This is a genomic window from Catalinimonas alkaloidigena (assembly GCF_900100765.1).
Classification (GTDB): Bacteria; Bacteroidota; Bacteroidia; order Cytophagales; family Flexibacteraceae; genus Mooreia; species Mooreia alkaloidigena.
In genome coordinates this window covers 480,771-502,440 of record NZ_FNFO01000003.1, presented here as the reverse complement: position 1 = coordinate 502,440, position 21,670 = coordinate 480,771, and the positions used below count along the sequence as shown (strand labels likewise).

Here is a 21,670-nt window from a genome sequence, read left to right as displayed (position 1 = left end):
GCTCATGTTAGAAAACGTAACGATCATGGTAGTGGGTATCAGTGTATTCGTCTTATTGATGATCCTGATTACCCTCGCCAAAATGTACCAAAAGGCCGAGCAAGGCCGCGCATTGGTACGCACGGGTGTTGGGGGCACAAACGTCTCTTTTGGAGGGATGTTGGTAGTTCCTGTATTGCACCGTCTGGAAACGATGGACATCTCCCTGAAAACGGTGATGATTTCTCGTCAGGGAAAAGATGGCCTGATCTGTAAAGACAACATGCGGGCCGACATCCAGGTAACCTTCTTCGTACGAGTAAATCCGACCAAAGAAGATGTCCTCCACGTAGCCCAATCCATCGGTTGCGAACGCGGTTCCGATCCGGAAGCGCTGGAAAATCTCTTCGATGCCAAGTTTTCCGAAGCGCTGAAAACGGTTGGGAAACACTTTGATTTTGTCGACCTCTACAACGAACGCGAAGGGTTCAGGGAGCGAATCATTCAACACATCGGAACCGATCTGAACGGGTACGTGCTGGACGACTGTGCTATCGATTACCTGGAGCAGACGCCGTTGGAGTTCATGAACGAGCACAACATTCTGGATGCAGAAGGGATCAAAAAGATCACTGAACTGACTGCCGTGCAGAAGGTGCTGGCCAACAAGATCGAACGCGATAAGCAGAAAACGATCAAACAGCAGGACGTAGAGGCGAAAGAAGCGATTCTGGAACTGGAGCGTCAGCAGATCGAGAAAGAAGAAAAACAGAAGCGGGAAGTGGCGACCATTCGTTCGCGCGAAGAGGCCGAAGCCGCTCGCGTACAGCAGGAAGAGCGCCTGAAAGCAGAGCGCGCCCGCATCCAGTCGGACGAGGAAATCCAGGTGGCGGAAGAAAACCGCGAACGGCAAGTAGTCGTCGCTCGCAAAAACAAAGAGCGCACCGAGGCTGTCGAGCAGGAGCGCGTCCTGAAAGATCAGGAACTGGAGCGCACCGAACGCGAGCGCATCGTAACGCTGGCCGCCATCGCGAAGCAGAAAGCGGTAGAAGAAGAACAGAAAAACATCCAGGAAACCATTCGCGAGCGCGTCGAAGTGCAGAAGTCGGTGGTGCTGGAAGAAGAGCGCATCAAAGACACCCGCGCCTTCGCCGAAGCCGAACGGAAAAAAGCTGTCGCCATCAAAGAAGCCGAAATGCGAGCCGAAGAGGCGTTGGTAGAACACATCAAATCGGCAGAGGCCGAGCGGCAGGCGGCCGAGTTCAAATCGCAGCAGCTGATCATCGAAGCGGAAGCCGACCAGGCCACCGCCGGGAAGAAAGCCGAAGCGATCAAAGTCCTGGCCGATGCCGAAGCCTCCAAAGCCGCCGCCGTCGGATTGGCCGAAGCCCAGGTGATGGAAGCCAAGGCCGCCGCCCGCGAAAAGCAAGGGGAAGCCGAAGCCGGTATCGTGGAAGCCACGGCCCTGGCCGAAGCCAAAGGCATCGAAGCCAAAGCCCGTGCTCAGGCAAAAGCCGATCAGGAAATAGGGAAAGTGGCTGCCGAAGTCACTCTGCAGAAAGGGAAGGCTGATGCCGAAGTCATCGAAGCCAAAGCGCAGGCCGAAGAGAAGCAGGGCCTGGCCGCCGCCCGCGTGATGGCCGAGAAATTCGCCGCCGAAGCCAAAGGCGTCCGCGACAAAGCCGAAGCCATGAAAGCCCTCGACGGGGTGGGGCGCGAGCATGAGGAGTTCAAGCTGCAACTGGCGAAGGACAAAGAGGTACAACTAGCCCACATCGACGTGCAGCGTAACCTCGCCGAATCGCAGGCAAAAGTCCTAGCCGAAGCGCTGAAGTCGGCCAACATCGACATCGTGGGGGGCGACGGTGCCTTCTTCGACAAGATTACCAGCGCCATCGCGACGGGTAAATCGATCGACGCGGCGCTGGGCAACAGCCAGGTGCTGAACGGGGTGAAGAACTCACTTCTGAACGGCAACGGGCACGAAGGGCATAACATCGTCGACAATGTCCGCGACCTCGTTAAACGGATGGGCATCACGTCGGCCGACATCAAAAACCTGACGGTCGCAGCCCTACTGACCAAGATGATCGGCATGACCGACCACGACGGCACCCGGAGTCAGCTGCAACAGTTGCTCTCCCTCGCCAAATCGAACGGCCTCTCCGATACGCCGGCCCGGAGCCTGGACAAGATGCTTTAGAATTCTGACTTCGTAAACTTCACCGGCAGGTAGGTCATCTGCCTGCCGGTTTTTTGTATGGTTCGAAATTCGATCATTCCGTACCGTCCCTACTTAAAGCGACTCGCGCGTTTTCTGCGGAAACACAGCACGCTTTCAGAAGTATTGCTCTGGCAGCAGATCAAAGGAAAGCAGTTGGGCTGGGAATTTCACCGACAGGTGCCTATCGACCATTTTATCGTTGACTTCTATTGTCACGAATTGCAACTGGCTCTGGAAATTGGCGGAAGTAGTCATCAGGGACGAGAGCGAGTAGATGCCAAGCGTCAGCAGCAACTGGAGCGGCTAGGAGTGCGCTTCTTACGTTTCGACGATCGGGAGCCCAAGCGAGATATGAAACTGGTGATTGACACCATTCTTGATTGGATAGAGAGAAATCAACCGTAGTCTGGGACATCCCCCGGCCTGCGGCCACCTCCTTCTAAGGGGGTGGCCGCAGGCCGGGGGATGTCCACTACACAACGAAACCACGTCATGGCTGAGACCATTTCACATACTACCGAAGAAGCCCCGACCCAACTGGAACAGGGCACGTACGAGATCCTGCGCAATCGCTTGAAGCAACACGCTGACGACCTGCGGACGCGCCTTGATCAGCTGAACGGCGCGCGCAGAGACGTGTTCGGGAGCCTGGAGACCAAACTGGTGGCGACCGAGCGCGTCACGACCGAGCACAACTGCGTAGCGCAGGACATGGTCCCGATCGGCGACAGTTTCCTGTTCGGCTACAACGTCCACCTGGGCCTCAAAACCGAGACGCACCTACAGGATGTGTTCAGCATCTATCGCTACCAGGATCACCAGTTCCATGCAGAATCGCTGGCGATGGTGCAGGACGCGCGGTTTCTGGAGGATTTCAAAAATCTTTACAAGTACTACCGCGACACACGTTTCGTGAAGTTTGGGGTGATCGGACCGCAACTGTTCATGGTGTTCCAGACCAGCCCGAAACCGGAAGACATCAAGACGTTCAAGTGGGCCATCCAGCCGGACGGAAAGGGAGTCAAGTACCTGGACAACCGGAGTGATCACGAGTTTGTCTACCCGAACCAACACGAATTTCGGTGGATACGGGCCACGCGCGACATGCACCGGAAGGGGATGCACCCGCACATTTCCATCGAAGATCGGGTGTTTGTCGAGGCGGTTGGTGGTGACCTGACGATCAAGGTAGAAGACAACACCGATACGGGCGAGGGGATCTACGCCGAACCGGTCGACCAAGTCGATCAGACCCTCGACGATGCCGAAATTCACTACGCTCCGGTCGGGAATTTAATCATCCTGAAAATCAAGCCTTTTCAGGAGAAGGCTTTCCGCTACATCGTCTACAATGAGAAGTTGCGCGAGGCGGTACGGATCGACGCCCTGGCCGATGCCTGTGTCCTTCTGCCCGACGACCAGGGAATCCTGTTTCCCAACGGATTCTACCTGCAAAACGGCGAATACAAGCTGTTCGATACCGACGACACGCACATGCGGTTCGAGAAACGCCTGGCCTCGCCGAACGGGGAAGATTTCCTCTACGTATTCTACAGCCCGTATTCCAACCATTACACGCTCCTCTTTTACAACCTGATTGAGCAGCGCGCCGACATTCCGGTGAGTTGCCACGGCTATTCGCTGTTCGAAAGTGGTGAATTGTTGCTCTTTCGCGACACGGCGGGCGATAACGCTCCGAAGCGGCACCACGCCGTGCAAATCTGGCAAACGCCGTTTGTCGGACCCGACGTGCCGCTGTCGACCACGAGCGATCACTACCTGTTCAAGATTGGCAACAAAGACGTGGTGCGGGCCATGGCCGAAAGCCGCGAGCTAATCACGCTGGTGAACCGCGATGACCGCTACGCCGACCTGTACATCGACCTGGCGAAGCAAGCCTCGACCCTCCTGGACAGTTACCATTGGCTGAGCCGGGAAGAGGCGTACCAGTTGAACGAACCGCTCCAGGCGATCAAGCAGTCGGCGGCAGCCGCCATCGAAGAGTTCGAGAAAGTAACCCGGCTGCGCCAGAGCACGGCCGAAGAAACCCACCGGGTCTTCCAGAAAGCGGAAGAACTGTTCGGAAAGGTGCGCCGGAAAAAGGCGGACTCCATTCGCCAGTACGTGGAGTGGCTGGCCGAGCTGCGCACCGTGCGGGGTGAGCTGATTGCGCTGAAAGAACTGCGGTACGCCGATGGGGAAGCCATCGCCACGAAAGAAGGAAAAACCGCCGAGCAGCAGGACAAGCTGGCGCACGACGCGGTGCAGTTCCTGTTGCAGGAAAACTCACTGGCCCCGTACCAGCAGCGGCTGGAAGAATTGCAGCAGAAGGCGGATGCCGTCGGGAAAGTGGTAGAGGTGAGAGAGACGGAACAGGAGGTCGATACTGCCGCTCATGAACTGGATCTGCTGATCGAAGTGGTGAGTAACCTGAAAATCGAGGACGCGACACAAACCACGCAGATCATCGACCGCATTTCGACCTTATACGCCCACTTGAATCAGTTGCGGGCCGCGCTGAAGCGGAAGCGGAAAGAGCTGCGTGGGCAGGAAGGACGGGCCGAATTTGCGGCGCAACTGAAGCTGATCGACCAGAGCGTCACAAATTACCTCGACGCCAGCCAGACGCCCGAGCGGTGCGACGAATACCTCACCAAACTCCTGATTCAACTGGAGGAACTGGAAGGCCGCTTCGTGGAATTCGAGGATTTTATTGAGAAGATTACCGAGAAGCGCGAAGAACTCTACAACACGTTCGAGTCGAAGAAGGTCGCGCTAATCGAAACCCGCAACCGTCGGGCCGAGGCCCTGCGGCAATCGGCCGAGCGGGTGCTGAAAGGCATTCAGAACCGGGTGTCGAGCTTCGCCTCCATCGCGGAGATCAACGGCTATTTTGCCGCCGACCTGATGGTCGATAAGGTGCGGCAGTTTGCGCAGCAGTTGCAGGAACTGGGCGATTCGGTCAAGGCCGATGACGTGTTGAGTCGCCTGAAAACGGTGCGCGAAGATGCCGCCCGTCAGTTGAAAGACCGGCAGGAATTATTTGTCGGCGGCGCAGATACAATTCGCTTCGGCGAGCATCACTTCTCCGTCAATACGCAGCCGCTGGACCTGACGCTCGTGCCGCGCGACGGGACGCTACAGTTTCACCTGACCGGCACCAACTTCTTCCAGCCCATCACCGATCCGGCCTTTCTGGCAACCCGCGAGGCGTGGGACCAGACCCTGGTGTCGGAAAATGCGCGGGTGTACCGTGCCGAGTACCTGGCCTGGCAACTGTTTCAGCAGACCCAGCTGTCGGACGACACGCTGGCAGAAGCGGTGCAACAGTACGTCGCCAACCACCCGCAGGAAGGCTACGTCAAAGGCGTGCACGATCAGGACGCGCTCCTGCTGTTGCAGGCGCTGCGGCAACTGGACCAGCACATCGACTTGTTGCGCTACCCTTCGTCCGCCCGTGCCATGGCTGCCTTGTACTGGCAGGGCTTCATGGCCGAAAAGGAAAAATCCGTCTGGCACCACCGCCTGAAAGGCATCGGCGTAATTCTACAGGTCTTTCCCGATACGCACGAGTTCGACGGGATGATTGAAGAATTGCAGACCGAATTACGTGCCTTTGCGCAGCAGCACCAGTTGTTTGCGGAGACTTGGGCCGAAGAGGCCGGCGCGTATCTGTTGCACGAAATTGCCCGTGACGAATCCTTCGTGACCGAAGGCGCGGCCGCCCAATTGCGTCGTGATTTCGCAGCTTACCTGAAACAGGTGAAGGCCGAAGCCGCGTATCAGACTTCGGTCGAGGCGCTGGCCGCGTCACCCGCCGCCCGCTTCAAACTGATCCGGAAATGGTTACGGGCCTTTCTGGACCACACCGGGAAAGGGGAGCAGCGGGGGTATGTAGACGAAGTTGCCGTGCAGTTATTCGCCAACCCGGCGGGCGAAGCGAAAGTCATCGAAGCCTCGCTCGAAACGGCGCTGTCAGGATTGCAAGGCACGCACGCTGTCCTCGACAATGGCGCGTATACGTTACAGTATCACGATTTTTCGCAGCGGCTCCGCACCTTCGAACGGGAAACCGTGCCGCAGTACCAAGCGTTCGTGGCACTGAAAAAGCAACTGACAGAAGACTTCCGACACGAACTGCGGCTTGATTCCTTCCGGCCCCGCGTGCTGACCTCGTTTGTCCGCAACCGCCTGATCGACAAAGTCTACCTGCCCCTGATCGGCACCAACTTCGCGAAGCAGTTGGGCGCGGCCGGCGACCAGAAACGGACCGACCGCCAGGGCATGCTGCTATTGATTTCGCCTCCCGGCTACGGGAAAACCACGCTGATGGAATACATCGCCAGCCGGTTAGGGCTGGTGTTCATGAAGATCAACGGACCGGCCATTGGGCATCAGGTCGTCTCGCTCGATCCGGGAACCGCTCCCAATGCATCGGCACGGGAGGAATTGGAGAAGCTAAACCTCGCGCTCGAAATGGGCGATAACCTGATGCTCTACCTGGACGACATCCAGCACCTGAATCCGGAGTTCCTGCAAAAATTCATCTCCCTGTGCGACGCGCAACGGAAAATCGAGGGTGTGTACAGGGGCCGCAGCCGGACCTACGACCTGCGGGGGCGGAAGGTGGCCGTGGTGATGGCCGGAAACCCGTACACGGAAAGCGGCGACCAGTTTCAGATTCCCGACATGCTGGCCAACCGGGCCGACATCTACAACCTGGGCGACATCATCGGGGATTCGGACGAGGCATTTGAGTTGAGCTACCTGGAAAACAGCCTGATGGCCAACCCGACGCTTCAGAAGCTGGCCGCCAAAAGTACCGCCGACCTGTTCCCACTCCTGCGCATTGCCGCAACGGGCAGCAAAGAAGGACTGGAGTTCGAGGCGAATCATACGCCCGAGGAAATCAACGAATACGTCAACGTGCTGCGCAAACTCGTGCAGGTGCGCGACGTGCTTCTGCGCGTGAACCAGGAATACATCCACTCCGCTGCGCAGGCCGACGAGTACCGCACCGAACCGCCGTTCAAGCTTCAGGGCTCGTACCGCGACATGAACAAATTGGCCGAAAAGGTGGTGCCCGTGATGAACGACGACGAACTGAAGACCCTGCTGCGTTCGCACTATGAACAGGAAGCGCAAACCCTGACGCAGGGTGCCGAAGCGAACCTGCTCAAGTGGAAGGAAATGCTCGGCTGGATCACCTCCGAGGAGAACGCACGCTGGGAAGCCATCAAAACCCAGTTTGTGAAGAACAACCGCCTGAAAGGCCTTGGGGGAAATGGCGTCAGCCAGGTTGTCGCCCAGATGGAAGTCCTCGCCGAAGGCATCCAGCGCATCGGAGAAGCCCTCGGCCGCAACGGCAACTAGTAACCGGTAAAAATTTAGCTGTACCACTTCTATTCTCGCGCTCAGGTAGAAGTGGTACGGCTTTCTTCCAGGACAAAGCAGTTATGGATTCAATATCACCCTTTTTGAAAAAGCTAGGCTTAGTCGATTCTTTCTCGACAAAAGTCGCCATCTCTCAAAAGGAGTTTGTCGCCAGGTTAAGGAAGCATGTGGACGAAGGCAATACCAGTGCCTTTTCCGGGGCCTTCGATGTTTTGTCCTCCAGTAAAAACGAGTACAAAGGACACGTAGGCAGGTCGGAATTTAAGATAAAAAGGCGTAAAAGGCTTTTCGAGGTAGGGATGAGTGCCCTGGCAAAAGGCACGTTCCGACAAAGCGGAGAGTACGTAGTGATTGAGACCGAAGTGGATGGATTCAAGAGAATGATGATTCCCTTCTATGTGATTGGCTTCATTATGTATTCCGTATTCATTTTCTCCATGCTATTTATGGATGACGGAAATGGACCGGGATCATTCGTGTTTCTACCCTTCATTCTCTTTCACGCGTCGTTGATGTTCGGCATGCCTTACCTGATGATGCGGCGGAGTGTGAAAAAGATGAAGTACGAGCTTGAGCGAGAATTTCACTACATGGCCAGCAAGCAAGTCATAGACCTGGGATAACGTGTGTCCCTGTATTTTTACCACTCTTTTCGCTTAAACCGGAACACGCATATGATGAAACGCTTTTGGCGCTGGCTCCTGCTTCCAAGCAAAAAACAGATCAGTCAGATGTTTCGGGAGAGACTTCGCGAGATGCGTGAGATCAGCATCACAGCTCATGGCTTTCGAGTTGAAAAACTGGACGACGGTTCGGTGGAGCATGATGTGGTGTGGAGAAGGCTTGAGGACATCCATTTTTCTCCGGAAAAATTGGTGCTGATCAGAAACGGTAGCGTGTACCTGGAAATCCCGAATGAGTATAGCGGCTGGTATGCGTTGGTGCAGCAAGTACCAGTCGGGTATCCAGGTTACGATTACGGAGGGGTGAAGCAGTTCTTTGCTTCGTTAGCGGGCTGTGACGTGTGTGGGCTACTCGCCGTAACGAGCCATAAATGCCTGAGCTGTGGTTCGGACGTATGGAATGAACAGCTTGCCCAGGAGTATGCTACCCGCGAAGCGTATGTGCGTGAAAAGCAGTTAGACTTATTTGAACCTTCTGGGGAGGATGAAACGATTGACATCCATAATTGTGCAGAGGGCGGCTTTCCATCCGATCCTGCTTGGCGCGCTCTGGTGACCGAGGAGGAGATTCGCGAAAATATGGCGTAATCCTTCGTTTGGCATCAAACGACAAAGGCCCATCCAGTTCTTACCGGATAGGCCTCTTTTAGATGTACTTGACGTATCTACTTCCCTACTTCGTACTGATCGGCGTCGAGGTCGATGATCATCTCGGTCTGGGCCTGGTTGCCGCGGGCCATTCGGCGCAGCGTGTCGGCGGCTTCTTTGTTGAGTTCGTCCATGCGGCTGATCTGCGTCGCCATTTTGGGCAGCGCCTCCTGCCGGAACTTGGAGATGTCTTCCAGCGCGGTCCGGATGTCCTGAAACGCTTTTTCCAATTGCTCCATGCTCAGCATCGATTCGGAGGCCTGCTTGTGAATAGCAGCACCCTGGGTTTTCAGACGTTCGGCGTTGTGGGCGATCAACTTCGACGTAGTGTCGTTCAAGGCGTTGATCTTTTTCATCACAATTTCCTGATTGTTCAGTGCCAACGCGGTCGCAATCGCGGTTTGCAGGGCTGTCACCGTGACGTTCAGCGCCCGGCCTACGCCGCGCATCAGTTCGCGGTTGTTGCGGATGATGACTTCGATGGTCAGGATGCCCTGTTGGTTGATGTTCAGCGTTTGCTGCAGGTCGATGATGCGCTGACGCAGGGGGAATAGGAGTTCTTCCTGCACAAAGCGATGCTGATCGGCATCCGAGGCCAGGTCGCGGTCCAGTTTATACTGGAGTTTGTCGTCGAGCAGTTGACCGAGCTGAATCGTGCGTTCCAGCCGATCCATCGCCGTTACCATCCGGTCGCGGTCGTGCGAAAGGGTGATGTTGTCGCGGCGCAGTTGGTCGCGGCCCAGTTCCAGCGATTTAATGATTTGATCGATGACCGCCTCGGCCGACTGATACTTGGCAAAGTAGCGTCCCATGCGATTCTTTTTGCCCGGTAGCATTTTGCCGAAACTCGCCATAAACCCCGACGGACTGGAAAAATCGAACTTGGCCGGATCGAGGTCTTCTACCTGTTCTTTCAGGTCGATGAGCGACTTGGCCACCGGTCCCCCGTTGTCGCCGGTTTCGGCCAGGGTTTTGATCGGCCCTTCCAGCATTTTGCTGAGGTTCGTAATTTCCTGTTGCGTGCGCGTCCCCATCTCGTCGACAGCCCGGCGCTTGGTGTTGCTGGCCGTTTCGTCGCTCAGCAGCTGCGTCAGAAACTCATCTGCCTTTTTATCCAGCTCCGGGTCAATGGGACGCTCCGGCTCGAAATTCAGTTCCTCAAATTCGGGTTCCACAGGTTTGACGGGTTTATTGGGTTGCGTTGCCATAGTATTCAGAAATAAGGGTTTGTCGTGAGTAATTGTGAAATGTAGCCAGGGATCGGGCGGTTAAGCACTGACCTTGGGCGTAGAGTATTCGTGAGCGCGCTTGGTCAGTTCGACCAGCTCGCGCATGGCTTCTTCCATCGTGAGGCGTGCCTCTTTATTGCTGACGTCGATGTTCGAGATGGCGACCGTCGTCTCGGCGATCTGCGTTTGCGCCCGTTCGTTTTCCAGGTAGCGTTGTTCGATGTCCCGCTTTTCGGCTTCGTATAGGGCCAGCCGCTTTTGCAGCGCCTCCCGCTCGCCCGGCATCAGGATGGGCGCTTTGAGGCGACGCTGAATCTCAAATACGTCGATGCCGTCAATGCTTTGCAACGAAAGCGCTACTTCCGAGAGGTTATCGATCGAGGCCAGAAAAACCTCCTGGGCAATGCCGTAGTAGCGTTGGTACGTCAGCTCCGTGGTTTCGAACTTGGTCTGAAGCATTTCCACCAGTGCATCGAACTGCTTTTGTAACGACTCCATTTGCACCAGGCCACGCTGTCCGTTGTACTCGGTCAGGTAAGCACGCAATTGGGTTCGACGTTCCTGCGTCTGTTGTGCCAACTGGCGCTGAATACGCTCCACGTAGCGGCTTTCCACCTCATCGGGATTCGCCAGGTAATTCCACGAAACCGACGCTGCACTCAGCGTAGAGGAGGAAGCCGCCAGAAAGAACAGGATTTCCGACATGCCGAACAAGCCCATCGCCACTAAAGAGGAGGCTACCGCCACCAGGGAGTAGCGGAATGTCCAGTGGCCAAACGCATGCTGGCGTCGGGCCCGGCGCAACGCTCCCGGACTGAGGTCGGCGTACGTGACGGGTTTGAAGACCTCGTCAACGGATTTTGGTTTATAAAGTGAAGTTCGTTTTGACATGGTTTAGAGAGGATTGGCCTGTGCCAGAATAAATTCTACGCGCGGCATCCGCAGGCGGTACGCCCGCTCCGATTCGTCGGCCTGGCGCGTGGGCGGTTGTGTGGCCCCTACGCCTTCCGCGTGCAACTGATTGGCGTCCAGCCGCCCACGGCTGATCAACTGCGCCCGCACTTTCTCGGCACGGCGTTGTGACAAAATCAGGTTGGCCGCTTCGTCGCCTAGTCCCGTATGGCCGCGTACGATCAGCCGGTAACCCGGGTACTCCTGTTTCACGCGCTCGGCAACCTGATCGATCAATACTTCGTCTTCGTAGTCTAGCTCGTCTGTGCTGCGCTGGAAAATCACCGGAGCCGCGTCGAGAACCGTCGTGGTGGTCAGCTGCGCCCACGCTTCTTCGGTCAGGGCCGTGAAGGTGGTGGCCTCGCTGTTCAGCAGTTCCCGTAAGAAGTTGCTGTTGATCAGCCGGTACGGATCGACGCTCGAATTACGTTGCACCAGGGTACTGACCAGTTTATTAGGCTGCCCTTCCGCCGGGTTGCGGCTCACGCCGAACAACTCGTAGCTATTTTCGCGCAGGTCGTACCAGTCGGTCCGGGCCAGAAATTTTTCTACTTCCTGCGGAGTCATTTCCGTTTCCTGCACCAGGGCCTGCACGAACTCGTCGCGATGGCCGGTATAGTAGTCCAGGGTCTGGAAATAATTTTTCAGAAGCAGTTTAACCTGCCCGGGTTTCTGCGAAACGGTTTCCCGGTTTACGACCAATACCGTCAGCGTAGGTACTTCGATGGCATTCGTGCTGGTTTGAATTACCTCTACATGCGCGTCGCTGGTTTGCTGCTGGGCCGTCGGGTGGGCGTCCGGCTGGGCCGTGCGCGGGCCGTATAGACTGGCGACAATCACGCCCGGGTAGTCGAACCCGCTACCGTACTTCAGATACGATTCCACCGGCATGACCAGCGCATCCTGTGTTCCGTCGACCAGACTTTGCAATTGTGCGGCATAGTCGCCGTGGCTCGTCGTGAAGTCGATGGCCTGTCCGCTGCGCGCCTGCCGGGCTTTCATCTGGGGGGAGTGGAGAAACCAATACCCCGGCTGATGGTCGCCCGCGATGCGCAGGTGCTCGATGTGGCCGACGGCGTCCGACGTGGCGATCTGCTCTTGCTCGAACAGAATGCGTCGTCCGTACCACCAGGCACCCATGCCTGACGTGATGAGCATAAATACCGCAAAAGGACCTAACCACTTTTTCATGATCTGCTGCAAACTAGTGTTATTCGGCGGTGGCCGGCGTTTGAGTTTCCGCCACCAGCGTTTTGGTATCAATTGGTTCGAACGTTTCAGGCTCTACCCGCTCCGCTTCCGGCGTAAGGGTGAAATCGGTGCGTTCGTTGGCATTTTGGAACGAGAGCGCGTACGTTCGTAACGGATGCTCCCGGTCGATGCACAGCCCCACCGTATGGATGGCAATGCCTTTCTCTACGGCGTAGCGGGCGGCGTCTTCCAAGCCAATGTCCTGCCCGTCGGTGATGATGACGAGGTGATACTCGCCGTAGCCCTGTTGCTTTTTCGACTGCTCTTCCAGTTGGTTGACGCCCTGGTAGATGGCTTCGCGTAGCGACGAGTTGCCGTCCGCGTCGATGCGGCGAAGGGCGCGGTTCATCTTTTTCCGGTTGTCGGGACCCAAAGCAACCGGCTCGGTAAACGCTTCTCCTCGGTCGCGATGGTCGTCAAATACCAAAAGGCCCATGTTGGCATCGTCCGGCACCTGCTCAATAAGTTCCTGCGCGGCCCGCTGGGCACTGCGGAGTTTCTCCTGTCCGGCACACCGTTCTTCCATGTTCTCACTTCCGTCGAAGATGAAGTAGTAGTTGGCGGCAAGCAGCGGCGAAGCGTCGGTCGGAGGGGGTGTTTCTTCGGAGAGATCTTCCCCGCTCACTTCCTCAACCTTGGGCTTGGGGACAAAATCGCGCCCGAATTCGGCGACGTCGCGCTTCACCTTGCCTTCGCAGGTAAAAAGCCGGATGGCCAACAGGACGAAAAATATTTTGAAAATGACACGCATGGTCGTTCGTTGCTTTGTGGTTCACGTTACTGTACAGCGGCTTCTTCTACCCGAAACACCACCCGCCGGTTGGCTTGCCACTGCGCTTCGTTTTTCGGCGACTCGTATTTCGGGTGCTGTACGCCTTCGCCGATGGCCACCACCCGCTCCTGATCGAGGGGCAGATTTTGCGTCTGCGCATAGTCCAGCAATTGTGCACGGATCTGCTCTGCCCGAACGTACGAAAGGTTCTTGGCCCGCTGCTTCAGCGTGTTCAACTGCTGCTCCGAAGCGCCTTCGGCTTTGGCCTTCAGGATGCCTTGCGGATCTGCGTGGCCCTCGATCTTGACGACCGGGTTCCGAAACGCACGGGTCATGGCCAGTACCTGCCGGAAATCGTCCGTGTAGGTTTTGTCGGAGGTGCGTTCGTTCGGCGCGAAATAAATTTCCAGCTCGCCGGGCGGAGCCGCTGCCGTGTTCGGGGTGGGCGCCTGGACCGTTGCGGTTGCCGGAGCAACGGCGCTGTCCTGACGCGCTACCGTATCGGCCGCTGGTGTTGCCACCACCGGAACCGCGTACCGAACGCCGTCTCGGGTATATTCCCAGGGAGCAGCCTGCAACGTCACCGGTTTGGCCACCACGCCCAATCCCTGCAAGCCCGGCTGTAGCGCAACGACGTGCTGTTGAAACGGACTTATCAGGCTATCCTGCCCTGTAAAGAACGTTTGGTTCTCTTCACGACCGACAAACTGGTAGCCGTTCCACAACTCTTCGGTCTCGGCCGTTGCGTGCGCTGTGCCGAACAAGTGCTGTGCGGTGGTGGTCAGCAAACGGCGGTAGGCCGGATCGGTCGGGGTTTTTGCCAACGCTTCCAAACGCGTTTCGGCTTCCATCAGCGCCTGCACCAGTCGGGCCACCTCCTGCGGATGTTGTTCCAGATAATCTTTCCGTACCGCATACACGTCCGCAATCACTTTGGCGTCGGCTTGGGTCGATTGCAGCAACGTCGCACCTTTGACCGACCCCTCGGCTCCGGTTCCGATTGTACCGTTCGAGGTCAGCATCAGGGCATCGGGCAACAGGCACAGCGCCGCGTCGAGTGTCGGATCGGCCTGAAATACCGAAGCTGGGTCTACCACTTTTCCCGGCGTTGCATAACCGGGCAGCGTAGGTTCAGCCACCCAGCGGATCTTGGTGCTTTTCAGCGCCTTGTCTTGCCACAGGTGCGGCAAATAGTCCATTGCGGGGCCGTACAGCGGTGCAGCCAGCGTCTTAATCTCTTTCAGGTCATAATCGGCCCGTACCACCAGGGCATCGCCGCCGGCAGACCACGTGAGCTGATAAATCACCACCAGATCGCCACCTTGGGCCTGAAAAGCCTCCGCGGCGGCCGTGATCATCCCTAACGTACCGCGCACGTACGGCGTTCGGCCCGACAGGCTGGCTTCTACCTGCTTGCGAAAATCGTCTTCGCGCACCAACGTTACCTGAGCGTTCTGGCGTGCAAAAAGCCCTTCGGTTTCGGCCAGAATAGGTACCAGATCGCCGCCCCGGGTGACCACAGGTAACTGCACCGACCGGTATTCCGGCACGGGCCGCAGGGGCGTCTTGATCGCCTGCGAAAGCGGTTTCGCCGTCAGGGTTTCTACCTGCTGCGCCCACCCCGCCGGATTCAGACCCAGGCAGCACAGCAGCAACAGGCCCAGCGAACGAGGAATCGGAAGATGGAAAAGTCGAGCGTTCATAGCGCGTGCAGAAAACGATGTCAAAATTAATTTCACTCAAGTTAACGAAGATTCCAGCAGAATGTAGGCGATACTTCAATAGCGGTATCAGAACAGGAAGACCGGTTTGAAAGCTATGTGAATGGCAGAGGATATAATAGCATTGCTATCTTTTGTAATAGTTGTGTTGCTCTTGTTTGATGAATGGGGTTTTGATCTACCCTCGGTAGTCTTTCCCTCTTTACCAGAAGACGTTCCTACGGCGCTTTTACTTTACTCCCCTTCTGCGAAGGGCATAAAAAAAGGCCGGGTTACAAACCCGACCTTTCCATAAAACAAAGAATGTCGATTAATAGTGGATGTGCTCACCCCCAATTTGCCGGAACTCACGTTCGAATCGCTCGGCGTCGGAGCGACCGTGCGGTTTGAAGCTGATCAGAATACCGCCTTCTTCCTTAATACCCGTCTCGTAAACCTGGGCTTTTTCTTCTGGTACTCCGGCACCTGCCAGCGCACCGATGATGCCACCCGCCAGTCCACCGGCACCCGCACCGGCCAGACCCGCCGCAATTGGTCCGGCAATCACCAGACCGACACCCGGCAGAATTACCGAGGTCCCGACGGCAGCAATGGCACCGACGATGGCCCCAATTGTACCCCCAATAGCCGAACCCGCTCCGGCACCTTCGAGCGAACGATTGCCCAAATCAGTTTCCGGATCGTGGTAACGGTCGTCGTTGTAATGGCGCTCACGGGTGTCTTTCGACATAACCACCGTGATTTCATCCTCACGGTAACCGTGATTTTTCAGTTGGCGGTATGCATCTTCCGCGCGGTCGGCATTGTAAAAAATGGCCGAGAATACCTCCGGCTCCGGGTTATTCCCCGCAATAAATTCGGTATGAGCCGACGTATGAAGGCCCACCGGATTTGTGTTCTCCGGATCTTTGGCTTCGTACGCTTCGCGGCTGGCTTCGCGCGCTACTTCCGCGTAGTGGCTTTGCTGGGCGGCATTGGACATCGTTGGATTGTACCCTTCGCCCACCACGTGGCCCGGCCGGTCGTCCAGACGATTGGTCGATGTGGGATTAACGTCGTTACGCGTTTCGTCCCATCCGTGCGCCGGCTGGTTACCCAGGCTCGCGTCCTCGCGGCTGGCGTAATCGTCCGTACGCTCATTCCATTCGCTTTCTGATTGATCGCGTCGTGCGGGATTCAAATCATCGGGAGCGGTTTTCCACTGCCCTGTTTCGGCCATCGGCTGATTGGCCGTTAGCCCATCCGAAGTGCTTGATTGGAGATCCTGCGCGTTCATGCCGCCGTCCTCGTAGCTCTCAGGGCTGTTGGTGCGGGCTTCATTTGTGGCGCGCAGCTCGTCTTCTCCATGTGTATATCCGGGATAATTTTTTCTTTTATCTTCCATGATTAAAAAGTGCTTAGTTGGTACTACTGTTGGTTGTAGTTATAAAAACGGATACGGTTTATAGGAGTTACTAAAACGAATTATTTTATCACTCCTTCTTTGGAAGATGCTATGAGTAGAAAAGACGCCGACCATAGGTTTTCCCACGTGCCGCAAAGGAAGAACCTGCTGGATAAAGCCGTTCAGACCTCACAGGAGCCGCCCAACAGAAACAGATTACGTACGGCGCGTGAGCGGTTTTGGCCCTCACTTCTCCCGAACCGAAGGTGTTACCGATCTTTCGGAAAAGCTTAAAAAATGTAACGCACTTCGCACCACGGAATCTCGTCTTGCAATAGCTCCCGGAAAATCGTGATCATCTGCCGTTTCAGGTCGTGGCGATAGCGGAGGTTCTCTCCACCGTACTGGCTGGTTTTGGTCTCCTGAAGCTCCGGTCGCCACAGCAAGGCCTCGCCCTGCGGATGTATTTCCTGATTGAGGGCGTGCTGCGCGACGTTGTGCGTCAGGAAAATGACTTCGCACTTCATCTGCGCTTTTACCTCCGGCCGAACGCTTGCGTCTAGTTGCCGGAACAACGCGCGGTAATCGTGTCGCCACGCCTGGCGATCGTCCGCATTCCCGTAAACAATCACCGGCGAAAAATTGACGTGGACTTCGTAACCGGCGTCGTAAAAATCGTTGAGTGCGGCCAGCCGTTCGGCGACGGGATCGGTACGGACATCGACCAGTTTGCTGACGTGCGGCGGCAGGAGCGTAAAGCGGATGCGGGTTTTGCGCTGCGGATCGTAGGTGAGCAAGTCACGGTTCACAAACTTGGTCGCAAACGAGCCTTTGGCCCGCGGGTGCGCGCGAAAAAACGCGACGGCGGTGCGTATGGCGTCGCTCAGTTGGGCATCGACCGAGACGTCGGAGTTACACCCGATGTCGTACACGTAAAACGTCGGGTCGGTTTGCGCCGGGACGCGCGGCCAGGGCAGGTGTAGGGCGTGGCGGTCGACCTCGGCCAGAATCTCTTCGGTGTTGGTGAAAAGCGTAATCGGGTTGAGGGGCTTGTTCCGGTCCACGTAGCAGTACGTGCAGCCACCAAAGCAGCCGTTTGCTAAGCTCGGCGCGATGTAATCGGCACTGCGGCCGTTATCTTTATTGACGAGGGTTTTGAGCCGGCCCAGCACCAGCAGATCGGACTTGGCACGGAAGTGTTTCAGGCCCAGGTCGGGCAGGCGGTTGTGTTGCTTGATGACGATGCGCTCGGCGTCGGAGTAACGCTCCAGCACGGCTTGGCCGCGGTGGTTGAGGGCGTCGGGGGTGTACAGAATGTAACGGGGTTGGAGCGTTTGCACAGGCGAAAAAGTTCACCTGTATAACCCGCACTCCGGGGACGATGTTCAGCCCACTCGCTAAAAATCGAAGAATTCGCCTTCGTCTGCGGCTTTCGTCGTGTCTTTGGGTTCGGCCTGCCGGGCCTGCTGTTTGCCACCAAACAGGTCACGGAACTCTTTCGCTTCTTGCTTCAGGCCTTCTTTGATCTTCTGCTTCACCTTCCGGGTGTCGTACCCTACTTTGAAGTTATCGGACGTGCCTTTGAGCGTCAGGAAAAGATTCGAGTGGAGTCCGTCGTCTTCTACCATGCCGTAAATCGCGTCGCGGTCGGGGCGTTTCAGGTCGTGCAGCGGAATGCCAATGCGGTAATCCATCACCTGATCGAACGTATGGGTGCCTTCAATCGAGAGACTCATGGCATTGTTGCGGATCATCATTTCAGGAATGTACACCGTTTTATGGTCGATGCGCAGGTGGTTCTCCAGCTTCGAAAACCGGAGGTGGGCCAACTGGCGATCGTCCAGAAATGCCGAAAGCGACTGCATGGGCTTGAAGTTGATTAACTCACCGTCCTGGATTGTGACGTCGGCGTCGGCCACCAGTCGCTCGGTATCGATGTCTAACCGGCTGTTCAGGACCAGAAACGCGTTGACGGTCGACGTGATTCTTCCTTTCAGGTGATGATCCTGCAAAAAGTCCTGCCCGAAATTCTCGAAAACGTAGAACAGACTGTCGGCGTGAAGCTGTTCGAAGCGCCCCCGTGCCTGCACCTCAATGGCCTCCGGCTGGCGGGCGTCCATCACCACCGAACTGCTGATCTGCCCACCGGCAATTTGCATTGCCACGCGGTTGATGCGCCCTACCTGATCGCGCAGCTGCAAGTCGCCGTCGATGCGCCGCGCGTCGAACCGGCGGAACACCAGCCGCTCGATGTGGCAATCGAGCGCACACGAGAAGCGCGGCTCCACTTTGAAGCGGTACTCTTCTTCTGCTCCGCTTTTCGGATCGGCGGCCGCCTGTCCGGAAGCCGACAGCAGCTCGTCCAGATCGAGCAGCGTAGACCGAAAACTTGCGTCGGCGTGCAGCGAAACGTCGTTGTAGAGCAGAAACGCGAGTGCATTTTTGAAAATGCCATCCAGCGCAAAATCACTGCGGCCAATGCGCCCGACGCATTCCTGCACCGCCAGATCGTGACCGCTCACTACCAGCAGACCGCTCCAGCCCTGAAACTGCAACGGCTTGTCGCGCATGCGGAAGTGCACCTGATCGAACTGCAACTCACCCTCGGCCCGCAGTTTGGAGCGCTTGCCCGATTTCAGGTCGCGCAGCCGCCCGGCGAAGTCCACGTTTGCATCCAGGGTGCCGCCGGCCTGCCTGATTTCGTCGACGGGATAGAAGGCCGTAAGGGCGGCAAGGTCGAGGGTTGCGTCCAGACGCATTTCGACGTAGGGATCTTCAAAGTTGCGCAGCAGAAAATCGGCCGTGAACGGCTTGCCGTCCAGATTACCCTTCACGTCCGACAGCCGCAATTCGCTGGTGGCCAGGTGCTGCCGCGCTCCGTTGGTGAACGAACCGGTCAGATAGACGCCCGTGGCGCGCTGCTTCAGGTCCGGGTGGTAAAACGAGGCGTTGCGACAGCCGAAACGGAAATCGAGCAGCGGCGCTTGCGTGTCGGTGACGTGGCCTTTCACCCGCCCGTCGAAATACACTTCGCCTTCACTGCGGTAGACGCGCAACTTCTCCGTCATCGAAGTCGGCAGTAGCGACGTCAGGGTTTGCAGCGTGGCGCGTTCTCCTTCCGTGTGCAGATCGAGCGAGACACCACCGTGGGTTTCGATCAGCCCGGCCACCGTAAAAGAGGCGCCGTCGATCAGGAGTCGCGAGGGCATCACCCGGTAAAGGCCACTGTCCAGGTCCATCTGAATTTCTGACTGCACCTGCATGGGTTTGTCCCGGAAATAGATATCCTTGCCCACTCCGATCTGATGCACCAGCAGCCCGCCGTCGACGCCGACCGTCAGCTGATTGCCGTGGAGATTCAACCGGGCGGTGGTCTCTTCGGCCAGCAGCCGGTGGTGCTGTTGCGAGCCTTCCAGCAGGTACTCGACCAGCACCGTTTTTAGTTGGATGCGCTTGATGTTGAAGCGAACCGGTTCGGCGGCCGGGGTCGCCGTCGTATCGGTTTTGAAAATGTTGTAATTCGGTTGCCCTTGTCGGTCGACGCGGACGCTGACCTGCCCGCCTTCCAGCCAGACTTGCTCCACTTCGTAGTGCCCGCGCAGGAGGCTGAACGGACTGAACGTAAAGTACAGATGACGCACGTTGGCCAGCGGTTCGGGCGCGTCGGGCAGGCTGCCTTTGATCAGTACGTTCTCAAAATCGAGGGCGATGCGAGGAAACTTGCTCCAGATCGAAATGTCGATTTTCTCCACATGCACCTCGGACGTGAGGTAGCGGTTTGCTTCGGTCACGAAACGGGCGATGATCCGGTCCTGAAACACCCAGAGCAACACGCTGAGCAGCACCACCAGTCCTACCAGTGTGCCTGACGCGTATCCCAACAGTCTGTAAGCGGACCGAAGCTTCAAGGTGATGCAATAATTAAAGAAGTGGATGGGAAGTCCGTTAAAAAACGAAGTGACTTCGGCAGAACGTACACAAGAAAGGTCAACTCTTTCAACTTTTTTAAAACCAACCCGCCGTTCTGCGGTTAGTTAAGGTAATAAATCCGGCCTTTTTTCTTCTACGTAGAAATGCCGATGAAGTAGAAACATTTTTTAACCGAATTGATAAATCGACTATGGCAACGATTCAGAAGGGCTCCCATGTGAAATGGAAGTGGGGCAGTAGCTACGCCGAGGGCAAAGTCGTGGAAACCTATGCCGAGGAAGTCACCAAAACCATCAAAGGGAAGGAAATTACCCGCAAAGGCGAGTCCGGCAACAAAGCGCTTTTTATCGCGCAGGAAGACGGCGACCACGTGCTGAAACTGGAACAGGAAGTGGAGAAAGTGTAAGATAATCAGCGAGATTACAACGTGTAAAACGCACCGCTCCTCGTCCGGGTGGTGCGTTTTTCGTGTCTAGGCATTAGCCTCGCGGTCCGTTCCTGCGCAAGCGCCCGATCTTTTCTACATTTACCTCCTAACCTTAACCCGAACGTCGTTTTGTCAACTACTGCTTTGTCTGCCCCCGCGCCGCTCCGTCCCGGCGACCGCGTCGTCCTGCTTTCGCCGGCCAAGGCGCTGCCCGAAGCGGCGGTCGTCGACCACGCCACAGCGATTTTAGAAGGCTGGGGGCTGCGCGTCTCGTACGGCGAGCACGTGCTGGGGCGGCACCACCAGTACGCGGGCACCGACGCCGAACGCCTTCACGATCTGCAAACGGCCTGCGACGATCCCGACGTAGCGGCGATCCTGTGCGCACGCGGGGGCTACGGCACCACGCGCATTGTCGACGCTCTGGACCTGAACGGTTTTGCCCGGCGGCCCAAGTGGATCATCGGGTTCAGTGACATTACCGTACTGTTGGCCAAGCTCAATCGGGCGGGTTTCCAAGCCCTGCATGCCACCATGCCCGTTTCGTTTCGGCAGGAAGGCGCCTCCGAAGCCCTCGAAAGTCTGCGGCGTGTGCTGTTTGGGGAAGCAGTTGCCTATCACCTCCCGCCGCATCCCCTCAACCGGTTGGGCGAGGCGGCAGGGCCGCTGGCCGGCGGGACGCTTTCCATCGTGTGTTGCAGCCTGGGGACTCTGACGGAACTGGAGCTGCGCGACAAGATTCTGTTTCTGGAAGAAGTCGGGGAATCGCTGTACCGTATCGATCGGCTGGTCGGGCAACTGAAACGCGCCGGGCAACTGGCCGAACTGGCCGGGCTGGTAGTGGGGCAATTTACCGACATCGAACCGGATGCCGTTCCGTTTGGGCAGTCGTACGAGGAGATTATTGCCGAAGCCGTGGCCGAATACACCTACCCGCTGGCGTTCGGATTTCCGGTCGGGCACGTGGGGCGTAACCTGGCGTTGCCGTGTGGCAAACTCGCGCGCTTCGCGGTGCGTCCTGACAGCGTTTCCCTTGAACTGGTGCCGGAGAAAAGCGCATAAAAAAAGCCTTCCTCG

At 57.0% G+C, this 21,670-nt stretch carries 15 protein-coding genes; 7 read left to right on the top strand and 8 right to left on the bottom strand.

Annotation, left to right across the window (positions count from 1 at the left end; genetic code table 11):
- Window positions 1–4: 4 nt before the first annotated feature.
- The 5 genes from BLR44_RS09275 to BLR44_RS09255 all read left to right on the top strand — a co-directional run bounded on the left by BLR44_RS09275 (window position 5) and on the right by BLR44_RS09255 (window position 8,868).
- On the top strand, window positions 5–2,182 hold the full coding sequence (locus BLR44_RS09275) for a flotillin family protein (RefSeq protein WP_089681418.1): 2,178 nt from the start codon (window positions 5–7) through the stop codon (window positions 2,180–2,182).
- A 57-nt stretch (window positions 2,183–2,239) separates the two neighbouring features.
- Entirely contained in the window at window positions 2,240–2,608 is a 369-nt protein-coding gene (locus BLR44_RS09270) for an endonuclease domain-containing protein (RefSeq protein ID WP_089681417.1), read from the top strand.
- A gap of 87 nt (window positions 2,609–2,695) precedes the next feature.
- Entirely contained in the window at window positions 2,696–7,576 is a 4,881-nt protein-coding gene (locus BLR44_RS09265) for a DNA repair ATPase (RefSeq protein ID WP_089681416.1), read from the top strand.
- A gap of 83 nt (window positions 7,577–7,659) precedes the next feature.
- Entirely contained in the window at window positions 7,660–8,220 is a 561-nt protein-coding gene (locus BLR44_RS09260) for a hypothetical protein (protein WP_089681415.1), read from the top strand.
- Window positions 8,221–8,271: 51 nt separating this feature from the next.
- Window positions 8,272–8,868 carry a hypothetical protein gene (locus tag BLR44_RS09255; protein ID WP_089681414.1) on the top strand — a complete coding sequence of 199 codons (597 nt, stop codon included), beginning with the start codon at window positions 8,272–8,274 and terminating at the stop codon, window positions 8,866–8,868.
- 77 nt (window positions 8,869–8,945) lie between these two features.
- On the opposite strand, the gene BLR44_RS09250 is transcribed toward BLR44_RS09255, so the two are convergent.
- From BLR44_RS09250 to BLR44_RS09215, 8 genes are all read right to left on the bottom strand, one after another.
- Entirely contained in the window at window positions 8,946–10,136 is a 1,191-nt protein-coding gene (locus BLR44_RS09250; protein WP_089681413.1) for a toxic anion resistance protein, read from the bottom strand.
- Window positions 10,137–10,196: 60 nt separating this feature from the next.
- On the bottom strand, window positions 10,197–11,048 hold the full coding sequence (locus BLR44_RS09245) for a hypothetical protein (protein WP_143017206.1): 852 nt from the start codon (window positions 11,046–11,048) through the stop codon (window positions 10,197–10,199).
- A 3-nt stretch (window positions 11,049–11,051) separates the two neighbouring features.
- Window positions 11,052–12,299, bottom strand: a complete 1,248-nt coding sequence (locus BLR44_RS09240) for an OmpA family protein (protein WP_143017205.1) — start codon at window positions 12,297–12,299, stop codon at window positions 11,052–11,054.
- A gap of 19 nt (window positions 12,300–12,318) precedes the next feature.
- Window positions 12,319–13,110, bottom strand: a complete 792-nt coding sequence (locus tag BLR44_RS09235; protein ID WP_089681410.1) for a vWA domain-containing protein — start codon at window positions 13,108–13,110, stop codon at window positions 12,319–12,321.
- 26 nt (window positions 13,111–13,136) lie between these two features.
- Window positions 13,137–14,834 carry an OmpA family protein gene (locus BLR44_RS09230; protein ID WP_089681409.1) on the bottom strand — a complete coding sequence of 566 codons (1,698 nt, stop codon included), beginning with the start codon at window positions 14,832–14,834 and terminating at the stop codon, window positions 13,137–13,139.
- 328 nt (window positions 14,835–15,162) lie between these two features.
- Window positions 15,163–16,236, bottom strand: a complete 1,074-nt coding sequence (locus BLR44_RS29300; protein WP_317042776.1) for a hypothetical protein — start codon at window positions 16,234–16,236, stop codon at window positions 15,163–15,165.
- A 290-nt stretch (window positions 16,237–16,526) separates the two neighbouring features.
- Window positions 16,527–17,576, bottom strand: coding sequence for a spore photoproduct lyase family protein (locus BLR44_RS09220; protein WP_089681408.1), 1,050 nt, complete (start codon window positions 17,574–17,576; stop codon window positions 16,527–16,529).
- Between the two features lie 57 nt (window positions 17,577–17,633).
- Window positions 17,634–20,144, bottom strand: a complete 2,511-nt coding sequence (locus tag BLR44_RS09215) for an AsmA-like C-terminal region-containing protein (protein WP_143017204.1) — start codon at window positions 20,142–20,144, stop codon at window positions 17,634–17,636.
- A gap of 212 nt (window positions 20,145–20,356) precedes the next feature.
- Between BLR44_RS09215 and BLR44_RS09210 the strand changes: the two genes are divergently transcribed.
- The gene (locus BLR44_RS09210) at window positions 20,357–20,572 is read left to right on the top strand and encodes a hypervirulence associated TUDOR domain-containing protein (RefSeq protein ID WP_089681406.1); all 216 of its coding nucleotides are present in this window, start codon (window positions 20,357–20,359) and stop codon (window positions 20,570–20,572) included.
- Window positions 20,573–20,722: 150 nt separating this feature from the next.
- Window positions 20,723–21,655, top strand: a complete 933-nt coding sequence (locus BLR44_RS09205; RefSeq protein ID WP_245706018.1) for a S66 peptidase family protein — start codon at window positions 20,723–20,725, stop codon at window positions 21,653–21,655.
- Window positions 21,656–21,670 lie beyond the last annotated feature (15 nt).